Origin of the sequence: Rhodococcus olei (genome assembly GCF_039540555.1) — a bacterium.
GTDB lineage: Bacteria > Actinomycetota > Actinomycetes > Mycobacteriales > Mycobacteriaceae > Rhodococcus_G > Rhodococcus_G olei.
Genome location: NZ_BAABFB010000030.1, coordinates 165276 through 187062 on the forward strand (window position 1 = coordinate 165276; position 21787 = coordinate 187062).

The 21787-nt window shown below is 70.0% G+C and carries 22 protein-coding genes; 13 read left to right on the forward strand and 9 right to left on the reverse strand.

Translation table 11 applies throughout. The features are described 5' to 3' along the window. Positions 1 to 77: 77 nt before the first annotated feature. Positions 78 to 2435, forward strand: coding sequence for an arylsulfatase (locus ABD951_RS10275; protein ID WP_345344326.1), 2358 nt, complete (start codon positions 78 to 80; stop codon positions 2433 to 2435). Positions 2436 to 2539: 104 nt separating this feature from the next. Here ABD951_RS10275 and ABD951_RS10280 read toward each other — a convergent pair whose 3' ends face one another. The 4 genes from ABD951_RS10280 to ABD951_RS10295 all read right to left on the reverse strand — a co-directional run bounded on the left by ABD951_RS10280 (position 2540) and on the right by ABD951_RS10295 (position 6073). Then, entirely contained in the window at positions 2540 to 3130 is a 591-nt protein-coding gene (locus tag ABD951_RS10280) for an AMIN-like domain-containing (lipo)protein (RefSeq protein WP_345344328.1), read from the reverse strand. Between the two features lie 52 nt (positions 3131 to 3182). Further along, a complete protein-coding gene (locus ABD951_RS10285) occupies positions 3183 to 4850 on the reverse strand; it encodes a hypothetical protein (RefSeq protein ID WP_345344330.1) in 1668 nt (555 codons plus the stop codon). A gap of 70 nt (positions 4851 to 4920) precedes the next feature. Beyond that, the gene (locus ABD951_RS10290) at positions 4921 to 5382 is read right to left on the reverse strand and encodes an SgcJ/EcaC family oxidoreductase (RefSeq protein ID WP_345344332.1); all 462 of its coding nucleotides are present in this window, start codon (positions 5380 to 5382) and stop codon (positions 4921 to 4923) included. A 97-nt stretch (positions 5383 to 5479) separates the two neighbouring features. After that, positions 5480 to 6073, reverse strand: a complete 594-nt coding sequence (locus tag ABD951_RS10295; protein WP_345344334.1) for a histidine phosphatase family protein — start codon at positions 6071 to 6073, stop codon at positions 5480 to 5482. A 96-nt stretch (positions 6074 to 6169) separates the two neighbouring features. Here ABD951_RS10295 and ABD951_RS10300 point away from each other — a divergent pair, with 96 nt between their 5' ends. Then, positions 6170 to 6454, forward strand: a complete 285-nt coding sequence (locus ABD951_RS10300) for a helix-turn-helix transcriptional regulator (RefSeq protein ID WP_345344336.1) — start codon at positions 6170 to 6172, stop codon at positions 6452 to 6454. Positions 6455 to 6481: 27 nt separating this feature from the next. On the opposite strand, the gene ABD951_RS10305 is transcribed toward ABD951_RS10300, so the two are convergent. Continuing rightward, a complete protein-coding gene (locus ABD951_RS10305) occupies positions 6482 to 6856 on the reverse strand; it encodes an excalibur calcium-binding domain-containing protein (protein WP_345344338.1) in 375 nt (124 codons plus the stop codon). Between the two features lie 280 nt (positions 6857 to 7136). Here ABD951_RS10305 and ABD951_RS10310 point away from each other — a divergent pair, with 280 nt between their 5' ends. Continuing rightward, positions 7137 to 8303 carry a hypothetical protein gene (locus tag ABD951_RS10310; protein WP_345344340.1) on the forward strand — a complete coding sequence of 389 codons (1167 nt, stop codon included), beginning with the start codon at positions 7137 to 7139 and terminating at the stop codon, positions 8301 to 8303. Between the two features lie 4 nt (positions 8304 to 8307). Here ABD951_RS10310 and ABD951_RS10315 read toward each other — a convergent pair whose 3' ends face one another. Next, positions 8308 to 8976, reverse strand: coding sequence for a TetR/AcrR family transcriptional regulator (locus ABD951_RS10315; RefSeq protein ID WP_345344342.1), 669 nt, complete (start codon positions 8974 to 8976; stop codon positions 8308 to 8310). A gap of 188 nt (positions 8977 to 9164) precedes the next feature. On the opposite strand from ABD951_RS10315, the gene ABD951_RS10320 reads away from it, so the two are divergent. The 7 genes from ABD951_RS10320 (at position 9165) to ABD951_RS10350 (ending at position 15685) form a co-directional block, all read left to right on the forward strand. Next, positions 9165 to 10337: an acyl-CoA dehydrogenase family protein gene (locus ABD951_RS10320; RefSeq protein WP_345344344.1), complete on the forward strand. Its 1173-nt coding sequence runs from the start codon at positions 9165 to 9167 to the stop codon at positions 10335 to 10337. A 9-nt stretch (positions 10338 to 10346) separates the two neighbouring features. Then, positions 10347 to 11480, forward strand: coding sequence for an acyl-CoA dehydrogenase family protein (locus ABD951_RS10325; protein ID WP_345344346.1), 1134 nt, complete (start codon positions 10347 to 10349; stop codon positions 11478 to 11480). Positions 11481 to 11963: 483 nt separating this feature from the next. Further along, positions 11964 to 12164 carry a hypothetical protein gene (locus tag ABD951_RS10330; RefSeq protein WP_345344348.1) on the forward strand — a complete coding sequence of 67 codons (201 nt, stop codon included), beginning with the start codon at positions 11964 to 11966 and terminating at the stop codon, positions 12162 to 12164. A gap of 179 nt (positions 12165 to 12343) precedes the next feature. After that, on the forward strand, positions 12344 to 12787 hold the full coding sequence (rplM, locus tag ABD951_RS10335; RefSeq protein WP_345344350.1) for a 50S ribosomal protein L13: 444 nt from the start codon (positions 12344 to 12346) through the stop codon (positions 12785 to 12787). Further along, on the forward strand, positions 12784 to 13287 hold the full coding sequence (gene rpsI / locus ABD951_RS10340; RefSeq protein ID WP_345344352.1) for a 30S ribosomal protein S9: 504 nt from the start codon (positions 12784 to 12786) through the stop codon (positions 13285 to 13287). Before rplM ends, rpsI begins: the two co-directional genes overlap by 4 nt. A 145-nt stretch (positions 13288 to 13432) precedes the next feature. Further along, a complete protein-coding gene (glmM, locus tag ABD951_RS10345) occupies positions 13433 to 14773 on the forward strand; it encodes a phosphoglucosamine mutase (RefSeq protein ID WP_345344354.1) in 1341 nt (446 codons plus the stop codon). A gap of 162 nt (positions 14774 to 14935) precedes the next feature. Beyond that, the gene (locus ABD951_RS10350) at positions 14936 to 15685 is read left to right on the forward strand and encodes an IclR family transcriptional regulator (RefSeq protein WP_345344356.1); all 750 of its coding nucleotides are present in this window, start codon (positions 14936 to 14938) and stop codon (positions 15683 to 15685) included. Between the two features lie 25 nt (positions 15686 to 15710). On the opposite strand, the gene ABD951_RS10355 is transcribed toward ABD951_RS10350, so the two are convergent. Both ABD951_RS10355 and ABD951_RS10360 read right to left on the reverse strand, forming a co-directional pair. Beyond that, a complete protein-coding gene (locus ABD951_RS10355) occupies positions 15711 to 16373 on the reverse strand; it encodes a PadR family transcriptional regulator (protein WP_345344561.1) in 663 nt (220 codons plus the stop codon). A 57-nt stretch (positions 16374 to 16430) separates the two neighbouring features. Then, entirely contained in the window at positions 16431 to 17294 is an 864-nt protein-coding gene (locus ABD951_RS10360; protein ID WP_345344358.1) for an SDR family NAD(P)-dependent oxidoreductase, read from the reverse strand. 276 nt (positions 17295 to 17570) lie between these two features. Here ABD951_RS10360 and ABD951_RS10365 point away from each other — a divergent pair, with 276 nt between their 5' ends. The 3 genes from ABD951_RS10365 (at position 17571) to ABD951_RS10375 (ending at position 20810) form a co-directional block, all read left to right on the forward strand. Next, the gene (locus ABD951_RS10365; protein ID WP_345344360.1) at positions 17571 to 18491 is read left to right on the forward strand and encodes a tyrosine-protein phosphatase; all 921 of its coding nucleotides are present in this window, start codon (positions 17571 to 17573) and stop codon (positions 18489 to 18491) included. A 95-nt stretch (positions 18492 to 18586) separates the two neighbouring features. Further along, positions 18587 to 19210 (forward strand): TetR/AcrR family transcriptional regulator, encoded by a 624-nt coding sequence (locus ABD951_RS10370; protein ID WP_345344362.1) that lies wholly within the window; start codon positions 18587 to 18589, stop codon positions 19208 to 19210. An 85-nt stretch (positions 19211 to 19295) separates the two neighbouring features. Beyond that, positions 19296 to 20810: a DUF1254 domain-containing protein gene (locus ABD951_RS10375; RefSeq protein ID WP_345344364.1), complete on the forward strand. Its 1515-nt coding sequence runs from the start codon at positions 19296 to 19298 to the stop codon at positions 20808 to 20810. 62 nt (positions 20811 to 20872) lie between these two features. On the opposite strand, the gene ABD951_RS10380 is transcribed toward ABD951_RS10375, so the two are convergent. Continuing rightward, on the reverse strand, positions 20873 to 21784 hold the full coding sequence (locus tag ABD951_RS10380) for an NAD-dependent epimerase/dehydratase family protein (protein WP_345344366.1): 912 nt from the start codon (positions 21782 to 21784) through the stop codon (positions 20873 to 20875). Positions 21785 to 21787 lie beyond the last annotated feature (3 nt).

A 21787-nucleotide genomic window follows, 5' to 3' on the forward strand; every position in this document is an offset into this window, starting at 1 on the left:
CGCGTCGCCCCCTGGCCAACACCGGGGCCGTCGTGCTTGGCTGGACCAAGGGGACCCCCGATGAGGAAGTCAAGGTCATGGCCAAATCATTCAGAGGCGTCGTCAATCTCGACATTCGTGACTCCGTTCCGGACTGGGGCCCGTACGAGCAGCCGAAGGCCCCACCAGGTTCACCGAACGTGCTGTACATCGTCCTCGACGACGTGGGCTTCGGTGCCCTCGGTTGCTACGGCGGCCCGATCGACACACCCAACATCGACAGGATTGCGGCGAACGGGCTGCGGTACGGCCAGTGGCACACCACCGCGCTGTGCTCACCGACCCGGTCGTGTCTGCTGACCGGTCGCAACCACACCACCAACGGAATGGCGTGCATCAGCGAGGCCGCCGTCGGATTTCCCGGCGCGAACGGACACATTCCGCCCGAGTGCGCCACCCTCGCCGAGATCCTCGTCGACCACGGTTTCAGCACCGCGATGGTCGGCAAGTGGCATCTCTGCGCCGAAGACGAGATGAACATGGCGTCCACCAAGCGGAACTGGCCGGTCGGCCGGGGTTTCGAGCGCTTCTACGGCTTCCTCGGCGCGGAGACCAACCAGTGGTACCCGAACCTGGTGCACGACAACCACCCGGTCGAGCAGCCGGCCACCCCGGAGGAGGGGTATCACTTCAGCATCGACATCACCGACCGGGCGATCGAGTACATCGACGACGTGAAGGCGATCGCCCCGGACCGTCCGGTGTTCCTGTACTACGCGCCCGGATGTGCGCACGCCCCGCACCACGTCCCGCGGGAGTGGGCGGACCGGTACCGCGGCAGGTTCGACGCGGGTTACGAGACGATCCGGGAACAGACCCTGGCCCGGCAGAAGGAACTCGGTCTGGTCCCGGAGAACACCGAGCTGCCGCCGCTGAACCCGATCGGCACCCCCGAGTCCCGCACCGGCCCCGACGGACAGCCGTTCCCGCCGCTGGACTACACCCGGCCCTGGGACAGCCTCTCCGCCGACGAGCAACGGCTCTTCGCCCGGATGGCCGAGGTGTACGCCGGGTTCCTGTCGCACTGCGACGATCAGATCGGCCGGCTGCTCGACTACCTCGAGGACACCGAGCAACTCGACAACACGCTGATCATGCTGGTCGCCGACAACGGTGCCAGCGGTGAGGGCGGCCCGAACGGCTCGGTCAACGAGAACAACATCGCCAACGGCGTGCCGGACGACCTGGCCGAGAACCTGGCGAAGCTGGACGAGCTGGGCAGCCCGAGGACCTACAACCACTACCCGAACGGGTGGGCGATGGCGTTCAACACCCCGTTCAAGATGTGGAAGCGGTACTCGTTCAACGGCGGCACCTGCGACCCGTGCATCATCTCGTGGCCCGCACAGGTGGCCGCGCGCGGGGAAACGCGCGATCAGTACCACCACGCCGTCGACCTGGTGCCGACCGTGCTGGACTGCCTCGGCATCGAGTTGCCCGACACCGTCAAGGGATACACCCAGCATCCGCTGCAGGGTGTGAGCATGAAGTACAGCTTCGACGCGAAGACCATCCCGACCGCGAAGCACACCCAGTTCTATTCGATGCTCGGCACCCGCGGCATCTGGCACGACGGGTGGAAGGCCGTCACCACGCATCCGGCGATCAGCGGCTGGAGCGGGTTCCCCGACGACACCTGGGAGCTCTACCACACCGACGTGGACCGGGCCGAACTGCACAATCTCGCCGAGTCGGAGCCCGGCCGGCTCGCCGAACTCGTCGGCTCGTGGTTCCACGAGGCCGGCGCCAACCGGGCGTACCCGCTCGACGACCGCTCCGCCGTCGAGATTCTCACCACCCCGCGCCCGCAGCTCGCGCCGCCGCGCAACCGCTACATGTACCGGGTCGGGGGCGCCGAGGTCCCGGAGTCGGTTGCGGTCAGCGTCCGCAACCGGTCCTATTCGATCGGGGCGCTGGTCGACCTGCCCGAGTCGGGGGCGTCGGGGGTGCTCTTCTCGCACGGCAGTCGTTTCGGCGGCCACGCGCTGTACGTCAAGGACAACCGCCTGCACTACGTGTACAACTTCCTCGGCAGCGAGGAACAGCGGATCACCGCCACCGAGGACGTTCCGACCGGTGAGAACCTGATCCTGGCCGCATCGTTCGACAAGGACGGCGAGGACCCGCCCGGGACCGCCCACGGCGTGCTGCGTCTCTACCACGGCGACCGCGAAGTGGGACAGGGGCGGATCCGGACGCAGCCCGGCAAGTTCGGCATCGCCGGCGAGGGACTCACGGTGGGCCGGAGCACCGGGGAAACGGTCACCGACGACTACCCCGGCACCGCTCCGTGGGCGTTCACCGGTGGCACCCTGAAACGGGTCGCTGTCGACGTGAGCGGCGAACCCTACGTCGACCTCGAACGCGAAGCAGCCGCGATGCTCTCCCGCGAGTGACGACGCCGGCCCGAAGGGCACCGTGCACCCGCGTCCCGGGCTCGCCGACGGCGCGCCCGGGACCGGGGGCCTGACCGCGGCCGAGCGCTCCCGGCCGAGCGCGCTCAGCCGGCGACGTCGAGCACCAACCGCACCGGGTCGGTCAGCAGCGAGACCGTCACCGGCCGTGGGCCGGTGGACAGTCCGACGAACGACTGTGTGACGCCCTCGAACACGGTCGGCATCCGCACCGCGCTGACCACACCGGCACCCGGCAGCGGGTTCGGCCCCGCGTACGGGGGAACACCGGTGTCGAACGGATAGCCGGTCCCGGTCAACGACACCTCGATGATCGACCGTCCCGGGACGTCGAGCACCTTCCCGCTCGCGTCCTGCACCGCCTGATCGACATACCGGACCGTCCAGCCCGGGGTGCCGACGCCACCGAGTTCGTAGACGACTCGATCGAACCCGGCATGCGAGCCGACACGAACATCGGTCACGGACAGCGAGGCGGGCGCCGTGAGCTCGGCGTGCCCGTTCGTGATGCCCGCCGGACCCGGTTCGGACATCGCCGAGGCGGCGGCCGCCGTCGCCGTCGGATCCGGCGGCGGGTCGGCTCCGCATCCGGCCACGACGACGCCGAGGGCGACCAGTGCCGTTGCCGAGGCGCTCGGCTTGATCAACCCGCGCGAGCGGGACTGCCGACCGATCATCGAACAAGGGTAGCGCGGCGACCGGCCACGCCCGGCCGACGACCACACGCGGTCAGCGAATGACCAGGCTGTCGCGGGTGGCGTCGAGCGTGATCGCCGAAATGTGATTGCCCCACATCCACTCCCGGACGAAACGCTCCAGCGCCGGATTGCCCTGACGGTCGCGGTAGGCGTCCGCCGGGACCTCGATCGCGCCGATCAGGTGCCGCGGCTCGTCGTCGAGTCCCGCCCCGCGGGGAGTCAACCGCATGCCGTCCGCCGTGTGCATCAACACCGGAATCCGCGTCCCGTCGCCCGCGATCACGGTCGCCGGCCGCGTCGTCGCGGCCGGATCGAAGCTGTCGACCTCGAACCGGTACTCCGACGGCCGCGCAGTCAACCCGACCAGGTCGAGCATCTGCGGGTCCACCAACGAGTACGGCATCGACACCTCGGCCAGCACCCGACCGTCGACCGCACCGTCCCGGGCAGGCAACGTCGTCGACAGGTTCCACGGCGCCGGGGGAGCGAGAGTGTCCGACGACCGATCCGCGGCCGGGTTCTCGACCGCCGTACCGAGCAGCGGAGCCGAGGTGGCCGTGAACTCCCATCCCGGTCCGTCCGGATCCTTGTGCCAGAACCCGGTTTCGCCGTCCCGGCGACCTTCGACTCGGAGTTCCCGTCGGCCCGGGCCGATGCCGGTCGAATGCACACTGATCGCCGACGTGATCTCACCGGGGATCTTCGGCTGGTGGATCCAGTCCGGTGCCGGCAGTTGGATCGCCGCGAACCCGCGATCGAGGGTCTCGACCCCGGCGTTCGGGGCGGTGGGCTTGTGCGCCTGACTGTCCCAGCTGTATCGGAAGAACACGGAGTCCGAACCGGAGGAGTCGTAGTCGAACGTGCGGGTGTACATGTCCCCGTACCGGTTCATCACGAACATCGTCGATCCGGCCGCGGAGAGGTACGCCGAGCGGAACCGGCTGCCGAGCGGACCGCCGATCTCGCTGCTGTCGTCGTTCGGAAGCCACGGATCGGCGAAGGTGATGCGGCTGCCGTCGCCCGTCAGGGCGGGCACCATCGTCATCTTCGCCCATCCGACGTAGTGGATCCGGCCGGCGATGTCGGTGTACGTGTGGTTGTCGAACGGCGAGGACACGCTCAACGACCAGGTGCCGGGCGATCCGTTGGGCACCCGCCGGCCGCCGCCGAACCAGAACGGCGCCCCGAACGCCGACGTCCAGTTCCACGTGATCGGTGTCTGCGACGCCTGATCCATCGTGTAGATCCAGCCGCTGCGGTCGATCGCGATCAACTCGTCGTCGTCGACCGAGATCCCGGCGAGAACGCCCCGCATGCACTCGGGCATCGGGACGTGACGCCACGGAAAGCCGTTGCGCTGTCCCTCGACCCGCGGGCGGGCCAGCAGGTCGGGGCCGACCAGGGCGTACTCCCACGACCGGTTGAAACTGGTTGTCTCGGTGCGAAGTTCGACACTCGTCGGCGCTCCCTCGCCGCGGAACTCCGGCAACTGCTCGAAGCCGGCCAACCCGCCGCCCGACGGCAGTCCCGGCGGGATCTGCGCCGAGCCGAACGGCACGCACGGCGCCGGCCCGTTCGCGCCGGGATCGGCCGTTGCGGGCGGCGTCGTCACGAGCAGGCTCACACCGACCGCGGCCCCGGCGAGAACCCGTCGGGATCGAGCGCGACCGTGGACCTTTCGAGCTTTGCCGTTGCCCATGGTTCCGGAACGTAACACCGACCACCCGACGATTCGGGCATCCCGAATCGCCGTGTCCGGTGGGAGTCGGTCAGGACTCCGGCATCTTCGACGAATGGTGATTGACGATGAGCCAGGCGTCGCCGCGCTTCTCGTACACGAAGGTGAACCGCGCGTCGACGGTCTCGACGGCTTCCGGTTTGTGCAGCGTGAACCGGTACACGCCGGTGTCGATCGCGTGGTCGGTGTCGAGGACGTCGATGATGGACCGCTCGATGACCGCGCTCGGCCGGTTCGGCAGGAAATCGGTGAAGTACGCGACGATTCCCGCATGATCGGTGCGGATCTCGTTCGACACCGTCGGGATCAGCACCGCGTCCGGGGCGTACAGGGCGGCCACCGTCTCCGGGTTGCCGGTGGCCAGCGCGTCGTTCCAGGTGGTGAACAGCGCCGCGATCTGCTGGTCGGTCGGCGGCTCCGCGTCGTCGGGATCGGAGCATCCGACCACGGTCAGGGCGGTGAGGACGGCGACTCCGGCAACTGTCGTACGCATGGCGGCCCCGATTCCGCATCGGCGGCAACCGATGACCGGTCGAAGGGTGTCCACTGTCTCGTCCAGTGTAAAGCGGCGACGGCTCCCGGGACGCCGATCAGGACGTGACGCCGGCGCGGTCCGGCGCACCGTGCCCACCGAGGTCGACGCCGTTAACGCTGCGCACGGTCCACCGCCGCCCGTCGTGATGCAGGATGCTGATGCCGGCGTTCGGAATCCGTGGCGCCCACCGGCCGTGGATCGCGCCGAGCACCGACCGGATCAGACCGCCGTGACTGACCGCCACGACCGCGGAATCGGGATGACGGTCGGCCAGTTCGTCGAGTGCGGCCAGCCCGCGGCGGGCCATCGCGTCGCGTGGCTCGAGCCCCGGATAGTTCCCGTCCGGCCACAGGTCCCACGCCTCGTAGTCGGTGACACCCTCCGCCGCCCCGAAATGCCGTTCGGTCAGACCGGGATACGTCGCCGATCGCGCGAGATCCAGATGCGTCCCGATGATGTCCGCGGTCTCGCCCGCGCGCGAGAGCGGAGAGCTGACCAGTACGTCCCATCGGTGCGCGGCGAGGCGCGCACCGGCGCGCGCCGCCTGCGCGCGGCCGGTGTCGTTGAGCGGGATGTCGGAGGACCCCTGCAGGCGTCGCTCCGCGTTCCATTCCGTCTCGCCGTGCCGGACCAATGCCAGAAATGTCATGGTCGCCGCAGGTTAGCACCGCTGGACAGTGCCCGGGTCGCGGCGCACACTGCAGACGGCGCCACCACAGACACCCAGGCGAGGAGATGGTGCGCTGTGACCGAACCCGGCACACCGACGTCCGGCACCCGATCGCGGCCCCGCCGCAGCGCGCGGGCGCCGGCCGGCCGGATCGCGGACGGCTTCGTCGCCCGGAGGTTGCAGCTCGGGCTCACCCAGGCCCGGCTCGCCGAACTCGCCGGGGTGTCCCGATCCAGCGTGCAGGCCATCGAATCCGGCCGCGCCACCGTTCAGCTGGACGTCCTGGCGGCGGTCGCCGACGTCCTCGGCTGCGACATGGTGCTCGCCGCACGGGCCGGACGCCGCCTTCCGACGGAGTGATCGGCGTCCGGTCGGTTTGCCGGGCCGCTACTCGCAGGCGATGCCGTCGTTGTCGCGATCGAGATGCGGTGCGTAGCCCGGCTCACCCCGGTGGATCGGGGCGGCCCCCGCGTTCCGGGCCTCGGTGCAGTTGAGATACGACCAGCTCGGCGCAGGCCCCGGGGCCTGCGGTGCGACGGCCGGCGGAGCGGGCGGGGCCGGCGGGGCCGGCGGTGCCGGCGGAGCGGGGGGAGCGGGCGGGGCCGGCGGAAGCAGCGGCGCGACCGAGTCGGCGGACGCGGACGGTACGAGGGCGACGATCTCCGGCGGCAGGAAGTCCGCGAGGGTGTAGGCCGACGCGGCGGATGCCCCGGACGTGACGAGGCGATCGATCCGGTGAGACCGCCTGGTCGGGCAGCGCATGCGGTTGCGCGGCGGCGAGGGACCACGGGTCCGCTTGGTGGCGTCCGCCGCAGCCGAATCCGTCTCCGCCGCGAAGGAGGCGTCGAACGGTCCCGGGAACGGCTGTACGTCGGGCTGTCCAGGGCGCGGGACCGGCTCGTCGTCGGTGGCGACCCGGTGCTGATCCGCGAGGTCGGCGGCGAGGAACGGCCCGGCGTCCCGGCCTCCGAGGAGCGGTCGTGACGGGCCCGGCGAACTTCTGGAACAGTGGAGTCCTGACGTATCGACTCGGGGAGGGCCGATGGACGCGACACAGTCGGCGGCGCAGCGACGGACGCGGATCACCGCGCAGGTCCGGCGCTGGTGTGAGGACGCCCGGATCGACGGGCCGCGCCGCGACCTGTCGGCCGACGCCGCACTCCTGATCGCCGCCGGTCATCTCGACGAGTCGACGCGGCAGACGGTCGTGAACCGGCGGCGAGTCGGCCGGACGCTGCCCGACGTCGGCGGGTTCGGCGTCCTGCGGATCCTCGCCGACGACAACGCCCGCCTGGACCACAAGGCCCGGAGCATGCGACCCGGCGCGATGCAGGTGCTGGCGTCGTACCGGGCCGGGGACCTGGAACGCCGGCTGCTCACGGCCCGCGCGAGGTTCGTGCACTCGCCGGCACACTGGGCGAACGGGGTGCGCAGCATCCGGCGGGACCGCCGCGACGGCCTCCACCTGGAACCGGCGCAGCGGGAGGAGTTGTTCGACGCGCTGACCAGGACTCCGGCCCCGATGACGGAGGGCCGGACCGATCAGGCCACCGCGGCGGCACTGTCGGTCGCGGCCGAGCGCCTCGCCGGATTCGCCGAGCACACGCCGTGGGCGGCGGCCGGGCGCCGCGCCGCCGACGCGCTGGGCTCCGCGGCCGGGCAGCAGGGGGACCGGTTCGCGGACCGCTTCGACGCGCTGCTGTACCTGGCCGGGACGCTGTACGACCGGATCGACGGCTCCGCCGCGTGGCACAGCGACTACTTTGCGGTGCAGCGTGTCCAGCTCGACCTCGCCGACGAGCTGATGCAGATCGCGGTCGACACCGTCGCGTTGCGGGGGATCGGCGACGAGCTGTCCGCCGCTCTGCGATCCGCCCACGGCGACGCGGCGCGCGACCAGATCCGGTCCCGGCAGCGCGCGCTGGAGCCGGTGTGGGATCAGCTCGTCGAACGTGTCGCCGCCCTCGCCCGGATCGGGGACCTCCTCGGCCAAGCCGAGGGACAGCTGCGGTCGATGGCTGCCGTGCAGCGCACGATGAGTCTCGACTCGCGGATCGACGAACTGATCGCGCGGGCCGGTGCCCGCGAATTGTCCACGGAGAACACCCATCACGTCGGTGACCAGATCGGCGGTCTCGACGAGGTGATGCTCGGCTACCAGGCGCTGCTGCACGGCGACATCCTGGCGCTGCAGGCCCGGTCGCGCTGAGGGCTCAGCCGTCGGTGGCGACGCGTGCGCCGACGGCTCGATCGTCGGTGGTGTCGCGCGAACCCACAAGGCGCAACGCGAGTTCCGCATAGAGGTCGGCGACCGCATCCGGGTCGTCGAAGCCGCGACCGGGGAACCAGCGGCACACGTCCACGCACAGCGAGTTGATCGCGAGGTTGACGCCCTCGACGTCGGGGACGACGAACGAGCCGTCCGCCGAGCCCGCGCGCACGATCCGCTTGACGAGCCGGCTGATCTCGCGCCGCAGTTCCACGATCTCGCGATAGTGCTCGGGGGACAGGGCCGTCATCTCGTACTGCACCACCCGCCCGCGAGCGTGGTGTGTGGCGTGCCAGCGGGTGAACGCGCGCACCACCGACGCGAGGCGGACGGCGGGGGGCTCGTCGGTGGGGTCCGACTCCCTGAGCAACTCGACGCACCGCAGGTGGCCCTCGTAGCTGATCGCGAAGAGCAGCTCCTCCTTGGACTTGTAGTGCGGGTACATCGCGGCGGGGGACAGGCCGAGCCGGGCGGCGATGTCCCGGGTGGTGGTGCCGCCGTACCCGTTCTCCGCGAACGCCTCGACCGCGGCGGCGCGGATCCGGGCCGCCGCCTTTGACGTGCTCACCACCGTGTTCGCAGTCGTGAGGGGCAATGCGTTCGTGTCGCTCACGGCACCTCCCTTCGCCCGTCGGGCCTCTGCACGTCGGTCTTGACAACGACCGGCCTCGGGACGATTATAAGCATGCGCTTAGATAATGAGCGAGCGCTTAGTTTTGGCGCTCACCGGCAGGCGGACACGGCCACGACATCTGATCCCGGACCGACGATCGGGCCTAGATCTGACACAGAAAGCACGCCATGAATCTGAAACTGACCGACGAGGAACTGCAGTTCCGCGACGAACTGCGGACGTTCTTCACCACGCAGATCCCCGCGGAAATCCGGGAGCGCGCCGCCGGCGGCACGCTGACTCGCGAGGACTTCGTCACCACGCAGCGGATCCTCGACGCCAACGGCCTCGCAGTGCCGCACTGGCCGGCCGAGTGGGGCGGCAAGAACTGGACCCCGGTGCAGCGTCACATCTACCTGGACGAGATGCAGCTCGCGTCCGTCCCGGATCCGCTCGCCTTCAACGCCGACATGGTCGGGCCCGTCATCGCCGCCTTCGGCTCACAGGAGCAGAAGGAGAAGTTCCTCCCCGGCACTGCGAACCTCGACATCTGGTGGTGCCAGGGCTTTTCCGAGCCCGAGGCAGGTTCCGACCTGGCGTCGCTGAAGACCCGCGCGGTCCGCGACGGGGACAGCTGGATCGTCAACGGTCAGAAGACCTGGACCACACTCGGTCAGCACGCCGACTGGATCTTCGCACTGGTTCGCACCGACCCGGACGCGCCCAAGCGGCAGCAGGGCATCTCGTTCCTGCTCATCGACATGAAGACCCCCGGCATCACCGTCCGCCCGATCAAGCTGATCGACGGCGGCTACGAGGTCAACGAGGTCTGGTTCGAGGACGTGCGGGTCCCCGCCGAGAACCTCGTCGGCGAGGAGAACGCCGGCTGGTCGTACGCGAAGTTCCTGCTCGGCAACGAGCGCACCGGCGTCACTCGCACCGGTTCGAGCAAGGCCCGCCTCGCGAAGGCGAAGAAGTACGCCGCACAGACCAAGGTCGGCGACGGCAGCCTGCTCGACGACCCGCTGTTCGCGGCCCGCTTCGCCGAGCTGGAGAACCAGCTCGTCGCCCTCGAGCTGACCCAGCTGCGTGTCGTCGCCAGCTCCGCGGACGGCAAGCCGAACCCGGCGTCGTCGCTGCTGAAGCTGCGCGGTTCCGAACTGCAGCAGGCCACCACCGAGATCCTGATGGACGTGGCCGGCCCCGACTCGCTGGCCTTCGAGGCCGGCGAGGACATCGCCTCCCCGGCCTGGGCGCAGCGCAGTGCCCCGGTCTTCCTGAACTTCCGCAAGGTGTCCATCTACAGCGGATCGAGCGAGGTTCAGCGCAACATCATCTCCTCCTCGATTCTCGGATTGTGAGCAGCCGCCATGGATTTCGAACTCAATGACGAACAGGTCATGCTGCGGGACACCACCCGCGAACTGCTGAGCCGCAGCTACGACGCGGAGAAGCGCAACGCCGTCACCGCCGAGGGCAAGGGCTGGAGCGACGAGGTCTGGGGCAAGCTCGCCGAGATCGGTCTGCTGGGCCTCCAGTTCGCCGAGGAGGACGGCGGCATGGGCGCCGGACCGGTCGAGACGATGGCCGTGATGACCGAGATCGGCCGGGCGCTCGCGCCGGAGCCGTACCTCGACGGTGTCGTCACCCCGGGCGGGCTGGTGGCCGACGCCGGTTCCGCCGACCAGCGCGCCAAGATCCTGCCCGCGCTCGCCGAGGGGGGAGTGCTGCTGGCGTTCGCGCACGCCGAACCCGGCAGCCGCTGGCCGAACGAGGTCGTCGCCACCACCGCCACCGCGGCAGGTGACGGGTGGACGCTGACCGGTACCAAGAACCCTGTGCTGCACGGTGATTGCGCCGACACCCTGGTGGTCAGCGCGGTCCTGCCCGGCGGTGGCACCGGACTGTTCCTGGTCGCCGCCGACGCGGCCGGCGTCACTCGCAAGCCGTACGCCACCCACGACGACCTGCGTGCCGCGCAGATCGAGTTCGCCGGCGCCCCGGCCGAGCAGCTCGGGGCAGGCGGCGACGCGTCCGCCGCGATCATGGCCGCGCAGGTCCGCACCCAGGCGGCGCTGTGCGCGGAGGCGGTCGGTGCGATGGCGGAGACCCTGCGCCTGACCACCGAGTACCTCAAGCAGCGCAAGCAGTTCGGGGTGCCGCTGGCGAAGTTCCAGACGCTGACCCAGCGGGCCGCCGACATGTACGTCGAGCTCGAGCTGGCCTCCAGCATGAGTCTGTACGCCACCATGTCCCTCGCGGACGGCGTCGTCGACCCGATCGTCGCGTCGCGCGCCAAGCTGCAGATCAGCCGCGCGGCCCGGCACATCGGTCTCGAGGCCATCCAGATGCACGGCGGCATCGGCATGACCGCCGAGTACCCGGTGGGGCACTACGTCTCGCGGCTGACCGCGATCGGTCACACGCTCGGCGGCGCGGACGACCACCTGCGGGTCCTCGCCGGTGCCGTCGCCGACCACGAGATGGTCGAGCTCACCAAGTAGGCCTCGCCCCCGCGCATTTCCCCCTCACGCCGCGGCCCCGTCGACCACCGGTCGGCGGGGCCGCGGCGTGTCGACGAGTGCGGTGTGCCTCACGCACGCTCCGATGTCGCACCGGACGGTCGGCTCCGGTCGAGCGGATCGTCGGTGGCTTCGTTCGCCGGGCATGCCCGGCGCGGGGCGCCGACCTGCTGCTTGCCGACGGTCGCGTCCGGCAGTCGGCCCGCGACACGGTGCAGGAGGGCGGCCGCGAGGTCGTCATGACGGGCCTGCGCGTCGCCCGGCGCGGTGCGGGGTCGATTTCGTGGGCGCGCCGGGAAATGTGACTTCTCCGGCCGCGCCTCCCGCGATCGAGCCTTGACCGGCGCTAACGTTCCATCCGGTGTAGACGGCGAGCACCTCCGGTGCCGCGGGGACCGTGTTGGGGTCCCGTGAAGGAGCGAGTGTTCGAGTTCGACGACGATGTCCCGAGTAGGTGTTTGACCGATGGCCACAATTCCGCCCCCCACCAAGAAGATCCTCGGCACCGTCGTGTTCCTGGCCGGCCTCGTCGGCGCCGCGATCGGTGTCTACGCCCTCGATGTCGAGGTCGCGATCGCCTGGCTCGTCGTCGCGACCCTGTCCGGGTTCTATCTGCTCAAGCTGCGTGCCGAGGCACGCGGCAGGCTGGACCGGCCCTCCTCCTGAGGTCGACCCCACTTTGACCCGTCCCTGACCAGGGCGGTAAGGTCTTCTGTCGGCGTACGGTACGACGCGCATCCTCGGGTGCGCTCGTAGCGCGGGCTCTCGGGTCTCCACTGGCCGCCGGGAGCGACTCCGAACCGCACGCCTTGGCCAGCAGTTATACGACATGACGAGGAAGTGCTGTGTCTACCTACGCCCCGAAGGCAGGTGACGTCACCCGCCAGTGGTACGTCATCGATGCCACCGACGTGGTGCTCGGCCGCCTTGCCGTCCAGGCAGCGAACCTGCTGCGCGGCAAGCACAAGCCCACCTTTGCCCCCAACGTTGACGGCGGCGACTTCGTCGTCGTCATCAACGCCGACAAGGTTGCCATCTCCGGCAACAAGCGGCAGGACAAGTACGTCTACCACCACTCCGGCCACCCGGGCGGCCTCAAGGCCCGCTCCGTCGGCGAGGTGCTCGACAAGAACCCGGATCGTCTCGTGGAGAAGGCCATCGTCGGCATGATCCCGAAGAACAAGCTCGGCCGCGCCATCGCCGGCAAGCTCAAGGTCTACGCAGGCCCGAATCACCCCCACGCCGCGCAGCAGCCGGTTCCGTTCGAGATCAAGCAGGTGGCACAGTGACCGAGCAGAACGAGACCTCCGAGGTCGTCGTCGAGGAGTTCGCCGGTGAGGCCGAGGTCGTCGAGGAGTACGCGGCGGAGGAGTCCGTCGCTCCCGCGGCCCCGATCTACATCGACCGCCCGATCCAGACCGTGGGTCGCCGCAAGGAGGCCGTCGTCCGCGTTCGGCTGACCCCCGGCACCGGTGAGTTCAAGCTCAACGGCCGCACCATGGAGGACTACTTCCCGAACAAGGTGCACCAGCAGCTGATCAAGGCCCCGCTGGTCACCGTCGAGCGGACCGAGTCCTTCGACATCACCGCCATCCTCAACGGTGGCGGCCCGTCCGGTCAGGCAGGCGCCCTGCGTCTCGCGATCGCCCGCGCCCTGATCGAGGTCACCCCGGAGGACCGCCCCGCCCTCAAGAGCGCCGGCTTCCTCACCCGTGACGCCCGCGCCGTCGAGCGCAAGAAGTACGGCCTGAAGAAGGCCCGCAAGGCTTCGCAGTACTCGAAGCGCTGATGCGCTGCCGGTACCACCTCCGTGGTGGTCATCGGCACCTGTTCACCCGAGAGCAGGCGTCCAGCAACACCGGACGCCTGCTCTCGGCGTAGAACGGCCAGATTCAGGACACTCTCGACAACCCGACGGCAAGGGGTCTCACTTCATGGGTCGAATGTTCGGTACGGACGGTGTGCGTGGTCTCGCGAACGCGGACCTCGACGCGGAACTGGCGTTGCGGATCGCCGGCGCGGCCGCCTCGGTGCTGGCGCTGTCCGGACGGAGCACACCCAGACCGACCGCGGTCGTCGGCCGCGACCCCCGAGTCAGCGGCGAGATGCTCGCCGCCGCCGTCACCGCCGGCCTGTGCTCCGCCGGCGTCGACGTCATCGACGTCGGGGTGCTGCCCACCCCGGCGGTCGCGCACCTGACCGGGGCCTACGACGCCGCCCTCGGCGTGATGATCTCCGCGTCGCACAACCCGATGCCCGACAACGGCATCAAGATCTTCGCCGCCGGCGGTCACAAGCTCGACGACGAGGCCGAGGACCGCATCGAGGCCGCGCTCGCCGACCACGACCTGGTCCCGCGGCCCACCGGCACGGCGATCGGCCGGGTCGTCCCCGCCGCCGACGCCGCAGAGCGCTACCTCGCGCACCTGGCCGCCGCGGTCGGGCACCGGCTCGACGGGCTGACCGTCGTCGTCGACGGGGCCAACGGCGCCGCATCCACGGTCGGGCCCGCCGCCTACCGCGCCGCAGGCGCCACCGTGATCGAGATCCACACCGCGCCGGACGGATACAACATCAATGCCGGGTGCGGTTCCACTCATCTGGACGACCTGCGGGCCGCGGTCGTCGCGCACGGCGCCGATCTCGGCATCGCCCACGACGGGGACGCCGACCGCTGCCTCGCCGTCGACGCGACCGGCACGGTGGTCGACGGGGACGCGATCATGTCGATCCTCGCGGTCGCGATGCGCGAGAACGGCGAGCTCGCGGGCAACACCCTCGTCGCGACCGTGATGAGCAACCTCGGACTGCACATCGCGATGCGCGAAGCCGGGATCGAGGTCCGCACCACCTCGGTCGGCGACCGCTACGTCCTCGAGGAACTGCGCGCCGGCAACTTCAGCCTCGGCGGTGAACAGTCCGGGCACGTCGTCCTCCCCGGCTTCGGCACGACCGGTGACGGCGTGCTGACCGCGTTGCGCCTGATGAGCCGGATGGCGCAGACCGGCACCGCGCTCGCCGACCTCGCGTCGGTGATGCGCACCCTGCCGCAGGTGCTCGTCAACGTGAAGGTGTCCGACAAGGCCGCGGTCGCGGCCTCCCCGCAGGTGCTCGCCGCTGTTGCGGAGGCCGAACGTCGGCTCGGCGACACCGGGCGCGTGCTGCTGCGCCCGTCCGGAACCGAACAGCTGGTTCGGGTGATGGTCGAGGCCGCCGAGATCGAGGTCGCCCGCACCCTCGCCGACGATCTCGCGGGCCGCGTCGCCTCGGTCTAGCTCCGGCAACGGCGGGCGCCGGCACCACCGCCGGCGCCCGTCCGAGCGCCCGTGAGTGGTGGGCGCCCGCCGCCCAGTTCTGTGACCCATTGCACTGGGCTCCCCGACATGACACACTTCCGATTAGAAATAGGCATGTCATGCAGTGTGAAGGGAGCCCCTATGGTTCAGCAGGCGGCGACGGAGTCGGTCACCAGCACCTTGCAGCGAGCCTCGCTTGTGCTCGACGCGTTCGATGGCGGGCAACGGCTGAACCTCTCGCAGGTCGTGCTCCGGACGGGGTTGCCGCGGTCCTCCGTGCACCGCATACTCGAGAAGCTCGTCGCGCTCAAGTGGGTGCACCGTCAGGGCAACGAGTACGGGCTCGGCGTGCGGATGATCGAACTCGGCTCGACGGCGGTGCACCAGGACCCACTGCGGCGGGCCGCCCTGCCCAGCCTGCAGTGGCTGCACCGCACCACCGGATGCATCGTGCACCTCTGCGTGCTCGACGGCACCGACGTGATCTACCTGGAGAAGATCGGTGGCGAGATGGCGGCGGCGGTCCCGTCCCGGGTCGGCGGCCGGATGCCGGCGTACTCGTCGGCGGTGGGCAAGGCGCTGCTGGCGTCGCACGACTGCGCGCTGCGCAAGGCGCCGGAGCTCGCGGCGGTCCGCGACACCGGCATCGCCTACGAGCGGGAGGAATCCCTCCGCGGGTTCGGCTGCGTCGCCTCGCCGATCGGCCCGCCCGGCGGTCGCGAAGCGGTCGCCGCGGTGTCCGTCTGTGCGCCCATCGGCCGCGTGCTCTCGGGGGACCGCCTCCGAATCCCGGTGCGCGAGGCGGCCGCCCAGATCTGGCGCGAAATCCAGGATGCGCGCAGCGGAGTGGTGCGCAGGCCGGCCGTTGGCCGGCACCCAGCGCTGGCGTGAGGCGCCCCGCACGATCCGGCCGCGGTCAGCTCTCCGCGCCCGGATCGGTGTCGGTCGTCCTCCGGGTCCGCCAGCTGCCCGGCGTGATCGGTTTCGGCATGCCCCACTCGTCGAATTCCTCGACCCTGTCGAACTCCCGTGCGGCGGAGTCGATGTCCTCGAGAATGCCGCGAGCCAGATCCATTTCCGCCTCGAAGTAGCGCTGCGCCCACCGCAGGCTCAACGCGCTGAAGGCCCACGCCGGCTCGCGATCGGACCTCGCGGCCTGCGCGCCGGCCCGGTCCCGGATCTCGCCGAGATTCCTGATGTGTTCGGTGACCAGTGTCTTCAGGTGCTCGGGGTCGTTCAGGTGGCCCATCCACAGCCGGAGCACGACGCCGTGCTTGAGCACGGGCAGTTCCACCGGGGCGCTGTGCGACCACGCCCGGATCGCGTCGACGCCTGCCCGGGTGATCTCGTAGACGCGACGGGCCCGGACACCCGGCTCGCTGACGACCGTGGAGGTGACCAGGTCCAGTTCCTCGAGCCTCTTCAGTTCCGCGTAGACCTGACTCAGCGACGGACCCCAGTAGAAGTACCTGACGCTCATGTCGGCCCACCGCTTGAGATCGTTGCCGGTGAGCTTCTCGCCGAACGTGAACATGCCCAGTACCGCCCAAGCCGTCGCCGGAAGCTCGGGGTAGGACATCGCGCTATCCGGGGGGCGCTCAACCACGGCTGGAGAATAACAGTCGGCGTTCGGCGGTCAGCACTCGTGTCGACCCGGTGCGCGCCCCGCCAGCAGCAGGTCGACCGCCTCGTCGCCGAGTTCGTCCCGCAGGCGGCGGGTGATGTCGGGAGCCCTGCGCATGTGGGCGCCACCGTCGACGGTGATCGCCGTGCCGGTCACCCAGGACGACTCCGGCCCCGCCAGGAACCGGATGGCGCCGGCGATGTCGGTCGGCACCCCGAGGCGACCGAGCGGCGTCTGCTCGAGGAACGCCGTCGGCCTGCTGCCCGTGAAGCTGGCCGCGACCTTGGGATTGTCCGGTGAGTTCACCAGGCCGGGCCGGATGCAGTTGATCCGGATGCCGAGGTGGCCGAATTCGTCGGCGGCCGTGCGGACCAGTGCCTCGAGCCCGGCCTTGCCCGCGCAGTAGCCGCTCATGTAGGGGAACGTCTGCGCCGCGATGACCGACGACGTGAACACCATCGATCCGCCGCCCGCCTTCGCCATCGCCGGCACGCACGCCTTGATCGCGACGAACGCGCTGGTGATGTTGACCTGGAGCTCGGCGGTGAAGTCGTGTGCGTTGTTCATCAGCAGCGGCGTGGTGCTGCCCCGGCCGACGGTGCTGACACAGATGTCCAGTCCCGAGTCCCCGCCCGCTCGCACGACGGCGGCGGCGACGTCCTCCTCGACGAGCGAGTCGCCGGCGATGTGATCGACCCGGGCGCCGTCGGGGGCCTGCGACGCGAGCTCGGCCGCGAACTCGGCGATCCGCGACTCGTCACGGCTCATGATCGTGACGGAGGCGCCCGCCGACAGGAGCGCGCGGGCACCCGCGCCGCCGATGCCGCCGGCTCCGCCGATGATCAGTGCGGTCTTTCCGCTGAGGTCGAGCGTCATGTGAGTGCACCTCCGGTAGTGGGTCCGTGTCGCTGGGCGCCGACGCTAACGCCGCCGCAGCGGCGGGAGGCCGCCGATGTCCGCTCGGCGGGAACTCCGGCAGGACGCGCTGCGCTGAGAGTGCCCATGCGGCAGTCGATTCCGGATCCGGTGGTCGGCACCGGGCCGGGTATGGCGGGTTTGTCCGCTCCGTGGGAACACCGCGCCCGGTGGTGGTTCACCGCGACCTACGTTCCCTGGCGACAGTGTTCGGTCAATCGACGGAGGTAGGTCTTCATGTCTCGATGCGGTTCCAGGATCCCGGCGCTCCTGATCGCGGGTGCTGTTCTGTTCACCGGTTCGGCGGGTCTCGCGGCGGCCGAGCCGGTTCCGGTCCCGGTTCTCGCCGGATTGCTGGAGTCCGGTTCGGCGGGTCTCGGAAGCTCGGCCCCGGTCGCGGATGCGCCGCGCCTGGCGAGCGTCGACAACTTCCGTGACGTGGCAGGCACCGGCGCAGGTTATGCGAGGGCACACGGTGGGCACGTGGCCAAGGGGGTGTTCTACCGCTCCAACGCGATCGCGCCGAACGACGCGGACCTCGCGACCCTCGCCGGCCTCGGGCTGACCGTCGCATACGACCTGCGGAGCGCGGCGGAGATCGCCAAGAAGCAGGATCGGCTGCCCGACGGTGTTGCGTACGTGAACATTCCGATCCTGTCGGGCAACGTGAACGAGGCCGAGATCGTCGCGAGCATCCACACCCCCGAGGACGCGCGCGAGATGATGCGGACGGCGAACCGCACGTTCGTCACCGGTGAGGTGGAGCGCGCCGGATTCGGGAAACTGCTCACCGAGCTCGCGAACACCGATGGGCGGCAGGTGTTCCACTGCACCGCAGGCAAGGATCGCACCGGCTGGACGTCGTATCTGCTGCTGAGCATCGCGGGGGTGGCGCCGGAGGCGATCATGGACGACTACCTGCTCACCAACGAGTACGCCGCGGAGTCGATCTCGGCCACGCTCGCGCACATCGAGCAGGGGCAGGGGCCGGAGATGGCCGCGAAGATCGCGCCGCTGCTCGGGGTCGAACGGAGCTACCTGCAGGCGGGCATCGACCAGCTGACCGCCACCTACGGCACGGTGGCCAACTACCTCACCGCCGGGCTGGGGCTGAGTGCGCAGACGGTCGCCGTCCTCGAGCGCAAGCTGGCCGGGTAGCGGGCCGATCCCGCTGGGCGGACCGGCGCCGTTGACGCGAGTCCTCGGATAAGTCACCCTGTCTTATCCGAGGACTCGTGGGAGGTGTGACGGTGATGGCGAACGGAACCGATGTGGCGGCTCCGACCGATGTGCAGCGCAAGATCCTGGTCGCGGCCGAACGGCTGTTCACGCAACGCGGTGTTGCGAACGTGTCGCTGCGCGAGATCGGTGCGGCGGCCGGTCAGCGGAACAACTCGGCCGTGCAGTACCACTTCTCGACGAAGCAGGGACTCATCCTCGCGCTCTACGACTTCCGGCTGGTTCCCCTGAACAGGCGCCGGGTCGAGATGCTCGCCGCGCGGAGTGAGCACTCGACGGCGGACCTGGTCGACGCGTACGTCAGGCCGCTCGGGTCGGCGGTCGTCGAGGCCGCGGGCGCCAACGCCTACGCGCGGTTCATCCACCGGTACCTCGGCGAGGGGGCGGGCGACTTCGAGCCGTTCACGCCCCGCCACAACAGCGGGGTCACGGCGATCACCGGCGAACTCGCGATCCGGCTGGACCATCTGCCGGAACCGGCTCGGGCCGAACGCATCCGCCAGTTCGGGCAGATGGTCACGGCCGTTCTCGCCGACGTCGAGCGTCGGCTCGAGTACCGGCAGATCACGCCCGCCGCGGCGGCGCTCGCAGTCGACGGGCTGGTGAGCGGCATGCTCGCGTTCCTGTCCGCACCCTGATCTCCGGGTGTGCTCGTTCTGCGTTCACCCTGCTCGCAGATTAAGACAGTCTGACTTAAATCGTACGACACGAGAAGGAGCAGAAATGACGTTCACGATGCGGAGCGCGAGACTCGCGGTCGCCGCGAGCGTGTCCGCGCTGGCAGTGGTGGCCGGGTGTGGATCGTCCGGCGGTTCGGCGGAATCACACGCGGGACCGATCGACTCGACACTGTCCGGTGACGAGGTGGCGGCGCTGACCGAGGAGGCCTTCTACTGGGGCCTCAACATCGCCGGCTTCTACGAGCTGCGGCATGTGTACACGCAGATGGCGGGGCAACCCGCCTATCGGGGCGTCAACCGCATGCAGCCGCAGATGAACCTGTTCGACGCCAAGACCCGCTACGCCACCACCGTCAACGCCTCGACGCTGTACTCCGGCAGCACGTTCGACACCTCGCGCGAGCCGATCGTGGTGCAGACCCCGGCGGTGACCGACGGCCGGTACTGGAGCGTGCAGGCCATGGATCAGAACGTGAACACCTTCTTCAAGGCCGGATCACAGTTCACCGGCAACGCCCCACAGCGCTACATCGTGGTCGGACCCGACTGGCACGGCAGCCTGCCCCCGGGTTTCACGGGCACCGAAATCATCCGGGCGACCTCCGATTCGTTCACCATCGCCGTCCGGGTGGGGGTCACCACCCGCGACGACGCGGACCTCGCCGCGGCCCGGGCCACGGTGTCCGCGTTCATGGCCGCGCCGCTGAGCCTGGCGTCCGCGAACGGCGGGCAGGTGCCACCGCTGGACCAGCAGCCGGTCGTCAAGGGCGAGTACCGCACCTTCCCGCGCATGGACCAGATCGCCGACATCGGCAGATCGATGACCGCGATCGATTACCTGCAGCTGCTCAGCCTGTCGATCAACGACCCGTCGATCACCCGGCGCACCGACTCGGTGAAGGAGACCCGGACGCTGGAGCGGCTCTCCCGCCTCGGGTTGCGCGAGGGCACGATCTTCGACCCCGGTCAGGTCACCGACGAGCAGAAGGCGCGGATCGACGAGGGCTTCACCCGCGCTCGCGCGGCGGCAAAGGAGGCGTTCGAGAAGAGCCAGATCGACATGAACGGGTGGCGGCTGCAGTCGAGTCTGTTCTTCGACGACCTCGACTACGTCGCCAAGGCCGGCGCCGACGACGTCGCCTGGGGCACCCCGGTGCCGTACGAATCCCACACCATCGCCTACGTTTTCGAGGACAGCGACGGCAGGCCGCTGGACGGGGCCAACCGGTACACCCTCACCTTCGACGTGAACGACCTGCCGCCGACCACCGAGTTCTGGGAGATCCCGGTCTACGACTCGGCGGGGTACTTCATCGACAACCCGGTCAACCGGTACAGCGCCACCAGCGAACTGCTGAAGGCGGGCCGGTACTCCGTCGTGGACGGCACGCTCACCTTCTACCTGCAGCCCGACCCGCCGGCCGACCCCGAGCAGGCCCGGAACTGGCTGCCCACCGCCGGCGGCGACGGTTTCCGGCTCGCCGCGCGGTTCTACGGCCCGACGTCCGGGCTGATCGACGGTTCCTACCCGATGCCGGGAATCGTTCGCGCCCAGTAGCGTTCGGTGCACACGAGGAGGCCCCGCCACCGACACCGGTGGCGGGGCCTTCTGTTCGCGCGTCAGCCCGCGGCGCGCACGACGTCGACGAGGTCCTGGACCGCACGGGCGCAGTCGTTGCGCGTGTAGTCCAGCACCTGCATGGCCTCCGAATCCGGTTCGTAGGCAAGAACGTTGCCGCGGCCCTGGATGATGAAACCGTCCGGCAGCAGCGGGTGCTCCTCGTCGCGCTCCTCGATCACCCGGGAGCCGCCCGCCGCGTCGACGAGCATCTGGAAGAACTCCCGGTAGCGCAGGTTCTGGTCACCGATCAGGTATGCGGTGCCCGTCTCGGCGCCGCGCAGCGCACCCCAGATCGCCTCGGCCAGTGAGCGGGCGGACATGTAGTTGGTGCCACCGGTCGGGGCGAAGTCGGGGATGCCGGGCTCGTTGCCTGCGGCCCACGAGACCATCCGGCGGTAGCGGTTCGCCGATGCCCCCGGGACGGCCCCGATGATGGACGGCGGGTTCAGGGTGGAGACCGTGAACGAGTCGTCCGCGAGGGCGCGTGCCCGCTCGTCGGCGGCCTGACGGGCGGTGATGTACGGGTTGCCCGCCGCCAGATCGGGGCGCAGGTGGTGGTAGTAGCTGCCCACCTGCACGAACCGCGGCACGCCGGCCTGCTTGGCCAGCGCGGCGAAACGCGGGACGCCGCCGGTCTGCGTCTTCTCCCAGAACTCGGCGTCGTCGTCGGCGGCGCTCTTGTGCCGCACGTCCTGGCCGGCGGCGAACACGATGCCGTCGAATCCGGACAGCTGGTCGGGGGTGAACGACGGGATCGTGTAGTCGCCGATCAGGACCGGGAAATCGGCGACCGGTGAACCGTCCGCGAGGGGGCTGCGCGCGGCCAGGGTGACGTCGTTGCCCTGTTCGCGCAGGTGGAGTGCGGCGTGGGCGCCGATCATGCCGGTGCCGCCGATGACGAGAATTTTCACGGT

Excerpts from the sequence above, each read along its gene's own strand:
- ABD951_RS10375 (WP_345344364.1), top strand. The coding sequence starts at position 19,296 with ATGACGTTCACGATGCGGAGCGCGAGACTCGCGGTCGCCGCGAGCGTG.
- glmM (WP_345344354.1), top strand. The coding sequence starts at position 13,433 with ATGGGTCGAATGTTCGGTACGGACGGTGTGCGTGGTCTCGCGAACGCG.
- ABD951_RS10285 (WP_345344330.1), bottom strand. The coding sequence starts at position 4,850 with ATGGGCAACGGCAAAGCTCGAAAGGTCCACGGTCGCGCTCGATCCCGA.
- ABD951_RS10290 (WP_345344332.1), bottom strand. The coding sequence starts at position 5,382 with ATGCGTACGACAGTTGCCGGAGTCGCCGTCCTCACCGCCCTGACCGTG.
- ABD951_RS10305 (WP_345344338.1), bottom strand. The coding sequence starts at position 6,856 with ATGCGCTGCCCGACCAGGCGGTCTCACCGGATCGATCGCCTCGTCACG.
- ABD951_RS10320 (WP_345344344.1), top strand. The coding sequence starts at position 9,165 with ATGAATCTGAAACTGACCGACGAGGAACTGCAGTTCCGCGACGAACTG.
- ABD951_RS10355 (WP_345344561.1), bottom strand. The coding sequence starts at position 16,373 with ATGTCCTACCCCGAGCTTCCGGCGACGGCTTGGGCGGTACTGGGCATG.
- ABD951_RS10330 (WP_345344348.1), top strand. The coding sequence starts at position 11,964 with ATGGCCACAATTCCGCCCCCCACCAAGAAGATCCTCGGCACCGTCGTG.
- ABD951_RS10295 (WP_345344334.1), bottom strand. The coding sequence starts at position 6,073 with ATGACATTTCTGGCATTGGTCCGGCACGGCGAGACGGAATGGAACGCG.
- ABD951_RS10325 (WP_345344346.1), top strand. The coding sequence starts at position 10,347 with ATGGATTTCGAACTCAATGACGAACAGGTCATGCTGCGGGACACCACC.
- ABD951_RS10275 (WP_345344326.1), top strand. The coding sequence starts at position 78 with ATGGCCAAATCATTCAGAGGCGTCGTCAATCTCGACATTCGTGACTCC.
- ABD951_RS10310 (WP_345344340.1), top strand. The coding sequence starts at position 7,137 with ATGGACGCGACACAGTCGGCGGCGCAGCGACGGACGCGGATCACCGCG.
- ABD951_RS10370 (WP_345344362.1), top strand. The coding sequence starts at position 18,587 with ATGGCGAACGGAACCGATGTGGCGGCTCCGACCGATGTGCAGCGCAAG.
- ABD951_RS10360 (WP_345344358.1), bottom strand. The coding sequence starts at position 17,294 with ATGACGCTCGACCTCAGCGGAAAGACCGCACTGATCATCGGCGGAGCC.
- ABD951_RS10280 (WP_345344328.1), bottom strand. The coding sequence starts at position 3,130 with ATGATCGGTCGGCAGTCCCGCTCGCGCGGGTTGATCAAGCCGAGCGCC.
- ABD951_RS10365 (WP_345344360.1), top strand. The coding sequence starts at position 17,571 with ATGTCTCGATGCGGTTCCAGGATCCCGGCGCTCCTGATCGCGGGTGCT.
- ABD951_RS10350 (WP_345344356.1), top strand. The coding sequence starts at position 14,936 with ATGGTTCAGCAGGCGGCGACGGAGTCGGTCACCAGCACCTTGCAGCGA.